The organism is Gaetbulibacter sp. PBL-D1 (assembly GCF_050509525.1).
Classification (GTDB): domain Bacteria; phylum Bacteroidota; class Bacteroidia; order Flavobacteriales; family Flavobacteriaceae; genus Gaetbulibacter_B; species Gaetbulibacter_B jejuensis.
Window position 1 is genome coordinate 1 of sequence record NZ_JBNWKB010000001.1, and the last position, 12806, is coordinate 12806.

At 33.6% G+C, this 12806-nt stretch carries 11 protein-coding genes; 5 read left to right on the top strand and 6 right to left on the bottom strand.

The genetic code is table 11. The features are described 5' to 3' along the window. Together ACQ0RB_RS00005 and ACQ0RB_RS00010 are read right to left on the bottom strand one after the other, a co-directional pair. Positions 1-2263 (bottom strand): PKD domain-containing protein (locus ACQ0RB_RS00005; protein ID WP_430495756.1); only part of this gene is annotated, 2263 nt, incomplete at its 3' end. A gap of 9 nt (positions 2264-2272) precedes the next feature. Continuing rightward, positions 2273-2740, bottom strand: coding sequence for a hypothetical protein (locus ACQ0RB_RS00010; RefSeq protein ID WP_129758971.1), 468 nt, complete (start codon positions 2738-2740; stop codon positions 2273-2275). 194 nt (positions 2741-2934) lie between these two features. Here ACQ0RB_RS00010 and folE point away from each other — a divergent pair, with 194 nt between their 5' ends. From folE to ACQ0RB_RS00035, 5 genes are all read left to right on the top strand, one after another. Further along, positions 2935-3612 carry a GTP cyclohydrolase I FolE gene (gene folE / locus ACQ0RB_RS00015; protein ID WP_129758972.1) on the top strand — a complete coding sequence of 226 codons (678 nt, stop codon included), beginning with the start codon at positions 2935-2937 and terminating at the stop codon, positions 3610-3612. A gap of 23 nt (positions 3613-3635) precedes the next feature. Then, positions 3636-5117, top strand: coding sequence for a cysteine--tRNA ligase (gene cysS / locus ACQ0RB_RS00020; RefSeq protein ID WP_430495757.1), 1482 nt, complete (start codon positions 3636-3638; stop codon positions 5115-5117). 2 nt (positions 5118-5119) lie between these two features. Continuing rightward, positions 5120-5353: a membrane protein insertion efficiency factor YidD gene (gene yidD, locus ACQ0RB_RS00025; RefSeq protein WP_131505695.1), complete on the top strand. Its 234-nt coding sequence runs from the start codon at positions 5120-5122 to the stop codon at positions 5351-5353. Positions 5354-5419: 66 nt separating this feature from the next. Further along, positions 5420-6244 (top strand): prolipoprotein diacylglyceryl transferase, encoded by an 825-nt coding sequence (gene lgt / locus ACQ0RB_RS00030; protein ID WP_430495758.1) that lies wholly within the window; start codon positions 5420-5422, stop codon positions 6242-6244. Beyond that, the gene (locus tag ACQ0RB_RS00035; protein ID WP_430495759.1) at positions 6244-6741 is read left to right on the top strand and encodes a DUF192 domain-containing protein; all 498 of its coding nucleotides are present in this window, start codon (positions 6244-6246) and stop codon (positions 6739-6741) included. The genes lgt and ACQ0RB_RS00035 overlap by 1 nt, the downstream gene beginning before the upstream one ends. A gap of 94 nt (positions 6742-6835) precedes the next feature. Here ACQ0RB_RS00035 and secDF read toward each other — a convergent pair whose 3' ends face one another. The 4 genes from secDF to ACQ0RB_RS00055 form a co-directional block, all read right to left on the bottom strand. Further along, positions 6836-9832 carry a protein translocase subunit SecDF gene (gene secDF / locus ACQ0RB_RS00040; protein ID WP_430495760.1) on the bottom strand — a complete coding sequence of 999 codons (2997 nt, stop codon included), beginning with the start codon at positions 9830-9832 and terminating at the stop codon, positions 6836-6838. Positions 9833-10011: 179 nt separating this feature from the next. Continuing rightward, the gene (locus tag ACQ0RB_RS00045) at positions 10012-10629 is read right to left on the bottom strand and encodes a hypothetical protein (protein ID WP_430495761.1); all 618 of its coding nucleotides are present in this window, start codon (positions 10627-10629) and stop codon (positions 10012-10014) included. A gap of 74 nt (positions 10630-10703) precedes the next feature. After that, positions 10704-11630: a malate dehydrogenase gene (gene mdh / locus ACQ0RB_RS00050; RefSeq protein ID WP_129758979.1), complete on the bottom strand. Its 927-nt coding sequence runs from the start codon at positions 11628-11630 to the stop codon at positions 10704-10706. A gap of 122 nt (positions 11631-11752) precedes the next feature. Next, entirely contained in the window at positions 11753-12766 is a 1014-nt protein-coding gene (locus ACQ0RB_RS00055; RefSeq protein ID WP_430495762.1) for a DUF6588 family protein, read from the bottom strand. Between the last annotated feature and the right edge of the window lie 40 nt (positions 12767-12806).

Genomic DNA, 12806 nt, shown 5'->3' on the forward strand with positions numbered 1-12806 from the left:
AGGTTACTGTATAAACCAATGGGTCTTGACCGCCTAATATAGTAGCGTCTTGTGTGGTTAAATCAAACTGAGCTACGCCATCATTGGAAGCGTCATCGCAAACTACCATATCTGATGGCTCTGTTGCCAGGGCTCTGTAGTTAACTACTAAATTGAACACCGGAAGTGGTGAGGCTATGTAGCAACTGGAATCGCCTGCACTCTCTACTCGTACATAGATAGGTTGTGGGTTAACGGTATTGGTGTAAGGACTCACTAGTGCATTGGCCCCAGAATCGGCATCAGCAAAACTTGTGTAATACGTAACTACAAAATCTGTAGAAGGTTGTGCGCCTAAAATACCTAAATCTTGAACCGTTAAATCAAACTCCTCAAATCCATCATTACTGTCGTCATCGCAAACTTCTAGGTCTAAAACTGGATTAATTATAGGCTGACCTGAAACATTTAAAGTGAAAGTCAATATTTCATAACAATCTGATGTTAAATATTCAATTCTGATGTAAATAACTTGTCCATCAGTACCAGAATATGCTCCAGGGTTTGCAATTGCATTTGTATCATCATCGGCATCAAAAGCGGTTTCATGATAAGTGACAACCATATCTCCTGGTATTGGAGAGGAAGCTAGAACAACAGGAGTATTAGAACTTAAATCAAATATATATGGAGGAACTCCTGTATCACAAATGAATAAATCATTTGGTGGATCTGTAACTATTTCAGGTAGTACATTAATACAAACTTGCTCAGTATATTCACATCCAAAGTCATCAGTAACTCTGTAAGTATAACAATGTGTACCTTCAGTAGCAGGTTGAACTGTTATAACATTTCCTGCTGTATTAGTAATTGATGGATCTGCATCCCAAGCTTCAGAAGTAATTACTGGAGTAAATGATAATTCAGGAGGTTGAATATTTGGGTCAAAATTCATTCCCCAAGAAAACACATATCCATTATCTATAGCTAAATTATCTACAATTCTAATACACCAATCTCCATTAAGTGGGCTACCAACTAAACTTGCAAAAGATTCTACAGGTAAATATGTACCTGGTGCCCATGAGTTTCCTGGAGGGTTAGATCCTGCTGTAATAGTTGGAGCATTTTCTAATAAAACAGTTCCTGACATTGAAAAACAATAATCCGCTCCAACACCAGGCGTATTACTTCCATCATCATTAGCACCTCCAAAATAGGTGCCTCCTCCTGCTTGTGTAAATAAGTCAGCTTCTTGACCATTAGGTGAAATTATAGTTATATCTAAATCTCCTGAATATGAGTGCTCCATATTAACACAGACATTCAAAAGCTGATTTGGATCTGTTAATGTTTGAGCTGAATCAAAACAATCTACAGTGATGCAAGTTTCATAAACAGCACCCGAACCATCTGGTAAGAATGTTGTACCACTTACTGGAGGCGTACAGTCGTTTATAAAAGGTACTGCATTAACCACACCCTCGATAGTAGTAGATTCTCCAAAACAAATTGTACTTTCAGCAGCTTGAGTACCTGTAAAATCTGGCTCAGTAGCTACCTGAATAACTTGATTTATTAAATTAGTATTTGGACAACCATCAGGATCAACACTTGTATTTGCATCTCTAATATCAAGATTTACGATATACACTCCTGGTGTTGCATATGAAAACGTAGCTGTTTGTCCTGCAATAGTATTACCATCTCCTAAATCCCACTCGTATGTTGCTCCAGTACCATCAAACTCAAAGTTACCACTACCAGTAAGTGTAATTTCCTCATTAGGACAAACTCTTATATAACCATCTCCATTTGGAGCTGGCGTAGCTGAATCAATTTGAGAGGTAATAACCTGACAAGGTGTTAAACAAGAAATATCTGCAGCCCAACCTGTTGTTGTACCAGATCCATCTGAAGTAAACTCAATTGTAAGACACCCTGTAGGGTTAGATTCTGTAGCACTTACAAAACCTGGGTTATTAACTCCATCAAACGACCCAAAAGCAGGAGATGCTGTACTATCTCCATTATAAATAGTCATTATATCTGCACCTAACTGGGTGTTAAAAGCTGTAAAGTTTAATTGAACTAATTGACCTGGGTTTTCAGGACAAATAGTGAACACCAATGTTTCATTACTTGAATAAGGCCCAGATGCACCTCCTGAGTCATAAAACGTTCCAGAGCATTGGCTTACTGTACCATTCTGCATTGAAACATCTTGAGAGTATGCTGTAAAAGAAAATATAAACAGTATTAAAAATGTAATTTTTTTCATTGCAATTTTTTATTGGAATTGAGACTTAATTATGATAAAGTAATTAGTGTTATCTACTCGGTACATTTCACCAGACAGACCATTAACATTGAATAAGTACTTTAAAGGATTAAAAGTTTGAGGGTTAAAAACCGTATCTCTTCGTAAATCACTAACATAATAGTTTAACAATGGTACTTCTGAAAGTAATGGACATTGTTTTTGGTCGTTAGGATTAGAAATAAGTTTTATTTCAATTCTATTCCTTAATAAGTTTTTAATGTCCTTTAATCTTTGAGGTCTGTTTAACACATACTCATTAGACTTATCTCCATAGACTTCATTAATTTGTTTTAACTCTTTACTATTTAAAGGAGCATTAACATTATCATTATACTTAATGAGCGAAATTGAAGGTTTAATGTTTTGAGAATTTGCTGAGTAAAATGTCATAAAACACACACATACAGCAAGTAGAAACGGTAATTTAATTTTCATTGCTTTATCAATTTTTAAAAGACGTGAAATTTAAGAATTTTTTAATAAAGACTATGTTAATGTGTTAATGAAATTAACTTTTACACAGCTTATTTATATAACAACTGAAATTAAAAAACACCTACCTTGTGTTCAATTTTTTTAATTGCTTATCTTTGCCTTCTGTTTAAATTGACCTTATTTTTAAAATTGTAATGAAAATAGAAAAAGACATAGAAGATTTTGATTCTATTGGTAATGACCACATTGGCACTTCTGCCGACACTCCAATGAGATCTGATGCTTTTAACCTTACTAATGATGAAAAAATAGACATTATTAAGGATGACGTTAGACACATAATGGAGACTTTAGGTCTAGACCTGACTGATGATAGCCTTAGCGGCACACCTATGCGTGTTGCTAAAATGTTTGTGAAGGAAATTTTTGGAGGTTTAAACCCTGATAAAAAACCTAGCGCGTCAACCTTTGACAATAAATATAAATATGGTGAAATGCTAGTAGAAAAAAACATAACTGTTTATTCTACTTGCGAACATCACTTATTACCAATTGTTGGTAGAGCTCATGTAGCCTACATATCTAACGGTACAGTTGTAGGTCTTTCAAAAATGAATCGTATTGTCGATTATTACGCAAAGCGACCTCAAGTACAAGAACGTCTTACCATACAAATCGTAAAAGAACTTCAAAGTGTTTTAAATACTGAAGATGTAGCTTGTGTTATTGATGCAAAACACTTGTGCGTTAACTCTAGAGGAATTAGAGACATAGAAAGCAGCACAGTTACTTCTGAATTTGGAGGAAAATTTAAAAATGAAGAAACTCGTAGAGAATTCTTAGATTATATTAAATTAGACACTCAATTTTAGTTTAAACATCACACAAAAAACAAATGCATCTTTACGACCAGCAAAACATTAAAATTTACAACTCATTAAGCGGACAAAAAGAACCTTTTAAATCTATTACCGAAGGATATGTAGGTATGTATGTTTGTGGACCTACAGTTTACAGTAATGTACATTTAGGTAATGTAAGAACTTTTATGTCTTTTGATATGGTTTTTAGATACCTAAAGCATTTAGGGTATAAAGTACGTTATGTAAGAAATATTACTGATGCTGGTCATTTAGAAAACGATGCTGATGCTGGTGAAGACAAAATCACAAAAAAGGCGCGTTTAGAGCAAATTGAACCTATGGAAGTTGTGCAACGCTACACTGTAGACTTTCACAACATTTTAAGTATTTTCAATTTTTTACCACCAAGTATTGAACCTACAGCTACAGGTCATATTATTGAACAAATTGAACTTATTAGTACCATAATAAAAAACGGTTTTGCTTACGAAGTAAACGGATCGGTATATTTTGATGTACACAAGTTTAATGAAACGAATGATTATGGCAAGTTAAGTAAACGTAAGTTGGACGATTTAATCCACAACACACGTGAACTTGATGGACAAAGCGATAAAAAAAATCCGCAAGATTTTGCCCTTTGGAAAAAAGCCGAACCACAACACATTATGCGTTGGCCTTCTCCTTGGAGCGATGGTTTTCCTGGTTGGCACTTAGAATGTACAGCAATGAGTACCAAATATCTTGGTGACCGTTTTGATATTCATGGTGGTGGTATGGACTTAAAATTTCCACATCACGAGTGCGAAATTGCTCAAAACGAAGCTGCTAAAGGACAATCGCCTGTTAACTACTGGATGCATGCTAATATGCTTCATCTTAATGGACAGCGTATGTCTAAATCTACAGGAAACACTGTAAACCCTGACGAGTTACTTTCTGGTGACAACAAATTTTTTAGTAAAGCATATTCACCAAGTGTTATACGTTTTTTTAATGCTCAATCGTCTTACAGAAGTGTCTTAGACCTTACTGACGATGGATTATTGGCTAGCGAAAAAGGGTTTCATAGATTAATGGATGCTATTAATTTACTAGATAGCATATCGTCTGCTTCTACATCTACATTCAATGTTTCTGAATGGAAACAGAACTGTTACGATGCTATGAATGATGATTTTAATTCTCCAATATTAATAGCTCATTTATTTGATGCTGCTAAATACATCAACCAAATAAAAGACGGTAAAGCCTCTATTACTTCTGAAGATTTAAAACTTCTAAAACAAACTATGTACGCATTTACATTTGATGTTTTAGGATTACAAAACGAATCAAAAAAAGAGTCTGGTACTGATAAATTATCTGCTGCTGTTGATATTTTAATTAAATTACGACAAGAAGCCAGAGCTAATAAAGACTTTGCTTTATCTGATAAAATACGTGACGAATTAGCTGAAGCTGGAATTCAGCTTAAAGATGGTAAAGAAGGAACTACTTTTACGACAAACTAGTCATGAAAAAAATTATAATAGCTCCTTTTTTATTTTTAATAAAGGTCTATCAAACATTAATTTCACCTTTTCTACCTTCAACTTGTAGATACCAACCTACTTGTTCTTACTACACAAAGGACGCATTATTAAAACATGGCTTATTAAAAGGCGGAAAACTGGCAATAAAAAGGATTTTTAGTTGTCATCCTTGGGGAGGTTCTGGTTTTGACCCTGTTCCTGAAAAGGAAAACTAATTTTCAAAAATACTTAACACTTAGTCACACTCAAAGTAGTATATTTACCTTTGAAAAAATAAACACATGCATTTTTTACATATAGACTGGAACCCATCAAAAGGAATAGACTTAAGTTTTTTTACACTACATTATTACAGCATGATGTGGATTGTAGCTTTTATACTTGGTTTCTTCATCATGAAACGCATTTATAAAAATGAAAACGAAAGCAACGAATCTTTAGACTCGCTCTTTATCTATTCTGTAGTAGGTATTATGCTTGGTGCAAGATTAGGTCATGTTATTTTTTACCAACCCGAACTTTTTAAAGAAGATTTCTTTAGCGTCTTTTTACCTTTTAGCTTTAAAGGAGGTATTCATTTTACAGGGTTTCAAGGACTAGCAAGTCATGGTGCTGCTATGGCTATGATTGTCTCAATGTATTTATACAATAAGAAAGTGCTTAAAAAATCGGTGCTTTGGATATTAGACAGAGTTGTAATTCCTGTAGCTTCTGGAGCTGTTTTTGTTCGATTTGGGAACTTTATTAATTCTGAAATCATAGGAAAACCAACCAACTCTGATTACGGAGTAGTTTTCACAAAATTAGGTGAAGATTTTCCAAGACATCCAGCACAACTTTATGAAGCAATCTGTTATGTGTTCGTGTTTTTTATACTATTCTATTTCTATTGGAAAACTAAGAAAAGTGAACAAGAAGGGTTTTTATTTGGCTTGTTTTTAGTGTTATTATGGACTGTTAGATTTTTTGTTGAGTTTGTTAAAGAGGCACAAGTTGAAGAACGTGCTACATGGGCTTTAAACACAGGTCAATGGTTAAGTATTCCTTTTATTTTAATAGGATTATACTTTATGTTTGTTTACAAGCCTAAATCAAAGCTTTCTTAATGAGAAAGAAAATTTACAACATAGTATATGTGGCTAGTTTAAGCATATTTTGTTTAGCAAACACATCTTGTAAAGAAGACAAAAAAACGATTAAACCAGTAGTTATTTCCTTTAAAAAAGAAGGTGAACTAACACTTTACAAAAGCACTTCAGACTCTATAGTTAAAACCTTAGATATAGAAATAGCTGATGATGATTACCAAACACAAACTGGTTTAATGTATAGAGATAGTATGAAAGATTCTCAAGGGATGCTATTTATTTTCCCAGATGAGAAATACCATAGTTTCTATATGAAGAATACCAAAATTCCTTTGGATATTATTTTTTTAAATGCTGATAAAACCATTATCAATATCCAAAAAAATGCTAAGCCTTATGACGAAACATCGTTACCGTCAAAAGCGCCTGCTAAATATGTTCTTGAAATAAACGCAGGTTTAAGTGATGAATGGAAACTTACTGCTGGTGATAGCATTTCATTCACTACTTTATAAATTTCCAAACTATAAAATAAAAACTTAAACAACTATAAAATAAAAAGCCACTCTTTTAGAGTGGCTTTTTATTATTCAGAATAGTATATAATTCTTACTCTTTATCTTCAGCTGTTTCTCCTTTGTCTTTTAAAGTATCATACATAACTGGAGTTGCAATAAATACAGAAGAATATGTACCTACAACCACACCAACTATAAGTGCAAATAATAAACCTCTTAAAGAATCAGCTCCAAAAATAAACATTGCCAATAATACCACTAACGTTGTTAAAGAGGTATTCAATGTTCTACTTAAAGTGCTGTTAATTGCAGAGTTAATGTTTTTTCCACCTTTAAAACCAGCTCTTTCTGCTATCACTTCTCTAATTCTATCGAACACAACTACTGTATCGTTTAGAGAGTAACCAATTACGGTTAAGATAGCTGCAATAAACGCTTGGTCAATTTCCATACTAAATGGCATAAATGAATAAGTAATAGAGAACACTCCTAATACAATAATAATATCATGGAAAACCGCAGCAACTGCTCCAGTTGAGAATTGCCATTTTTTAAATCGTAATAAGATGTATAAGAATACAACTACTAATGACCCAAGTACAGCCCAGAAAGACTCTTTTTTGATATCATCGGCAATTGTAGGACTTACTTTACCAGAGAATACTTTACCTACATTGTTTTTAGCTTTAGAGAAATCGTCATACGATGTTCCCTGTGGTAAGTATTTGCTTAATGATTCGTATAATTTAGTTTGAACGATAGAATCTGCTTCAGCTGAATTTTCATTTACCATGAACTTTGTAGATATTTTCAATTGGTGAGAATTACCAATTGTTTTTACCTCAGCACTTTCAAAAACGCTTTCTACATCAGCTTTAACCTCTTCAGGATTCACATCTTGGTCAAAACGTACTTGGTAAGTTCTACCTCCAACAAAATCAATACCTTGATCTAATCCTTTAGTAGCTAAAGAGCCAATACTAACAACAATTAAAATTGCTGAAAACACATAAGCCACTTTTCTCTTACTAATAAAATCGATGTTCAAGTTTTTAAATAATCCTTTTGTTAACGCAGTAGAGAACTCTAGTTTACCACCTCTGTTTACATACCAATCAACTAATAATCTAGTGATGAATATTGCAGTAAACAAAGACGTAACAATACCAATTAATAATGTTGTAGCAAATCCTTTAATTGGACCAGTACCAAACACAAATAATATAATTGCAGTTAAACCTGTTGTAATGTTAGCATCTAAGATAGAAGACAATGCATTAGCAAAACCATCTTTTACAGCTTCTTTTTGTCCTTTACCTTTTGATATTTCTTCACGTACACGTTCAAAAATAAGTACGTTGGCATCTACCGACATACCAATTGTTAATACAATACCTGCTAAACCAGGAAGCGTTAATACAGCTCCTAACCCTGAAAGTACTCCAAATATTAAAAGTATGTTGAATAATAAGGCTATATCAGCAAAAATACCTGACTTACCATAGTATAGTATCATCCATAATAATACTAATGACAATGCAATTAAGAATGATTTAATACCACTATCAATAGCTTCTTGCCCTAAAGTTGCACCAACTTCTTCAGCTTGAACAATATCAGCCGAAGCAGGTAATTTACCAGCTCTTAATACGTTAGCTAAATCTACTGCCTCGTTTAATGTGAATGAACCAGAAATTTCAGAGTTACCTCCTGAAATTGGACCAGTTGTTACACCTGGAGCAGAATACACAATATCATCAAGAACAATTGCTATTTGGCTTTGTTGCTGATACGCTTTTCCTGTCATTTCTTCCCAAATCTTAGCGCCTTTGCTATCCATTTGCATACTTACAGATGGCTTACCTGTTTGGCTATAAGATTGACGTGCATCGGAAATAACAGCTCCACTTAAAGGTGGCTGATTTTCTCTGTTACCTACAAGTGCATATAAATCTACATAGTCGCTATCTTTTGGTTGAATTCCCCAAACAAATTTCACATAACGTTGTTCAGCTGGCAATAATGCTCTTACCTGTGGATTGTTTAAGTATGAAGTAACAAGCTCTTTATCTTTTGCTTCAAAAGTTGCTACTACAGGTCCTCCTGAACCATAACCTCTTAATAAATCAAAAATTGGGTTTACTGCTACATCTGTAGAATCAGTAGTTGTTTCACCTACTAAATCATCAATTAAACTATCAGTTTTTTCAGCTACAGTAGAATCAACAGCTACCTCAGTATCTTTTTCAGTATTAACTATAGGCTTCAACGTTTCGTTAGCTTGCGCTAAGAATGGAAGAAATTGCTCTCCTCTATACGCATCCCAAAACTCTAACTGTGCAGTACTTTGTAAAAGTTTTTTAACACGCTCAACATCTTTAGCTCCTGGAAGCTCTACTAAAATACGTCCTGAGTTTCCTAAACGCTGAATATTTGGTTGAGTAACACCAAACTTATCAATACGCTTACGTAATACCTCAAATGCAGAAACGATAGACTCATCAACTTTAGTTTTGATAATGCCTTTAACGTCATCGTCAGACATATCGTTTGTAATGTCTGGATACATTGTTCTGTTAGCAAAAATATCAGGAGAAGCTAATTTTTGGTCTCCTTTTATAGCATCAAAAGCTTTGTAGAAAGACTCTAGATATGGCTCTTGAGCGTCTTTTTGAATTTCCTCAGCATCACTTAATGCCTTGTTAAAAACTGGGTCTTTAGAGTCGTTTGCTAATCCTACTAAGATATCTTTTACAGATATTTCAAGGATAACGTTAATTCCTCCTTTAAGGTCAAGACCAAGGTTCATGGCCTTGTCTTTTACCTCGTTGTACGTGTAGTCGGCAATTCCTATATCGAAAACTTTAATGCTTTCTTGTTTTCCGTCTACATCAACTTTGTTTGTTTTAAGAGAGTCTAGGTATCTTACCTCTTCGGCTGCTCTTTCTTCTGGTGTATCAAATTTACTTATTGCTAATTCTTCAGCAGTACTGTCAATTTGATTAGCTTTGAATGTAAATGATAATTGGTATATACTTACCAAACCAAATAACACTGCAAATAGCTTTACTAATCCTTTGTTTTGCATTACTTTATTTTTTGGTCAAATTTTTTAAAAACGAGCAAATATAGAATTTACTCAGAATTTGACAATTATTTTTTATGATTATAAGTGGTTTTAAATGCGCTTTTCGATAAAACACGAAAAACTATCTTTAATAGGAGTGATAAGCTTTTGAGTATAGAAACTTATCTTTTAATAACTGATTAAGCTAAAGGTCCTGCTCTAACTTCAGGAATTTTGTAGGAATACTTATCTATTGCGTTAGCAATATATCTTCTAAACACATAACTAGACGCTCTTAAATGCTCAGTAGCATCAATATTAAGGTAATATGAAGGCGCAAATACATTTGGGTTTATTAATCGGTCGTGGTCAGATTTTAATTCTACAGCAAGTTTACCGCTTAATCCAATGTCGTAGTTACTATGAATTTCGTAAACATCAACATTGTAGTCAATTGATGTATTACTTGATGGAAGTTTATTCCTCTTTGATTTGTCATCAAAAGCAGTAACACCTAAATCTAGAACATTATCTTGAGATAATTGCTTTTTAATATTGGTAACGTCAGAAGTGCTGTAATAGGTAATTTTTAGTTGACCGTTATCTTGCTCTACAACCTTAATGTTTTCAGCTCCTGCATCTTGCAACTGCTGTTTTACATTAGCTATAGCATTTTGTGTATCTTCATGACTTACATGTTCTCCTGTAAATTGTAAAACAACTTCCTGATTAGGTACAGACGATTGCTGCTGGCTAGAAAAACCACCTAATACAGATAAAATGATTACCAGAGTACTAATGTACCATCTCAAATTCATGCGCCAAATATATGAAAAAAATAAAGACTGCATATAGCAGTCTTTAAGTCTATTTTAATTGTGAAAGCTAAGATTTATAATTCTAACAATCCGTTAGTTTTACTTACACCTTCAGCACTTTCTTGCATGTGTGCTTTTTCGGCATCACTAAGCTCAATGTTTACGATTTCTTCAATACCATTACGTCCTAAAATTACAGGAACACCAATACATAAATCGTTTAATCCGTACTCACCTTCTAATAAAGCTGAACATGGGAACATTTTCTTTTGATCGCAAGCGATAGCTTGTACCAATCCGCTTACTGCAGCTCCTGGAGCATACCAAGCAGATGTACCTAATAATTTTGTAAGTGTTGCTCCACCAACTTTAGTATCTTCTTTTACTTGGTCTAATCTTTCTTCTGATAAGAACTCAGATACTTTAATACTGTTTCTTGTTGCATGCGCAGTTAAAGGCACCATACCTTTATCGCTATGACCTCCAATTACCATTCCGTCAACATCACTAATAGGAGCTCCTAAAGCTTCAGCTAATCTGTATTTAAAACGAGCAGAATCTAAAGCTCCACCCATTCCTATAATTCTGTTTTTAGGTAAACTAGTAGTTTTGTGTACTAAATACGTCATAGTATCCATAGGGTTACTTACAACAATCATTATAGTGTTAGGAGAATGCTCTATTAAACTAGATGAAACCGATTTTACAATACCAGCATTGATACCTATTAACTCTTCACGAGTCATTCCTGGTTTACGAGGAATACCTGAAGTAATTACACAAATATCACTATTAGCTGTTTTGCTATAATCGTTAGTTACACCTGTAATTTTTGTATCAAAACCGTTTAAAGATGCGGTTTGCATTAAATCCATAGCTTTACCTTCGGCAAAACCCTCTTTAATATCTAATAATACAACTTCAGATGCAAAGTTTTTAATTGCAATATATTCTGCACAACTTGCACCTACTGCTCCTGCTCCAACTACTGTTACTTTCATATATAAATAATTTTTAAAATTGTGTTGATTTTTAAGACTGCAAAATTACAAATTATTATACTGTAAATGAAAAAAGCACAAGAATAATCTTGTGCCTTTGTTAAATCTATTATTAACCAAGTTTAAAACGAAAAATTAAGACCTAAACTTGCGCTATCAAACTCTGCTACTGTATAATCGGCATTGATACCAAAAAAACCTAATTTTAAATTGGCTCCAACAGTAGCTCTAATTCCTGATATATCTTGTTCAACCGAAAATGGGTCAATTATCTCTTCTGAAAATAAAACACCATCGGTTACTCTATAAGTTCCTAATAAATCGGTTGTTGATGTTCCTGTAATATACCCTAAACCACCATAAAAGTTGATTATTTTTAATTTAGTACCCACTATTAATTCAAAAAGCATTGTGTTAACTTCAGTATCTATTTTTTGGTTTTCTCCTTCTACATATTCACCATCAGTAAAATCATAGCTTCCATCTAAATGCGTGTAGGCTATTAAACCAGAAATAGCAATAGGAAATACTTTGTCTGCTGGTAACCATGATGTGAATTCTTGTTGTATACCAAAACCATAGAATCCTACTTTAACATCATCTGTATCTACCTTAGGAAAAAAGCGTCCTTTTAGTTGAGTGCCTTTAAAAGGTGAAAAACTAGCTTGTAAAAATGCTGTTGGTATTAAGTTTATATTTTCTGAACCAATACCTGTAGGTAAAGTTATTTCCACTTCTTGTGCTCCAAAAATAGGATCGTCATAGGTTGCAATAACTGTAATATCAGGATCATTATGTCCTAAAGCTGTAGCTACGGTTTTTGTAGGACTATTATCAGGAAATCTAATATTTTCATAATCTGCCACATTCATTTCAAAAGATTTTTTTTCATCTTTAATAAAAGAAGCATTTCCCATAATAGAAATTTCAAAGCCAAAACGTTTTGGTGCTTTTGCATTGTTAAACCAACCATTGTTGATTCCGAAAACCACTCCTTCAGAAGCTGGAGCTATATAATCTGCCGTAAATCGTTGGGCATCCTCAACACCTGCTGTTAATAGGTCATTTACGTTTTCTTGTGCATTTGTAATTGTAGCTGTAATTACAAACAGCATGAACAGAACACATTTTTTCATAATACTAAGTAGATTAAATTTTTGGTGAAAATAGTAAAAT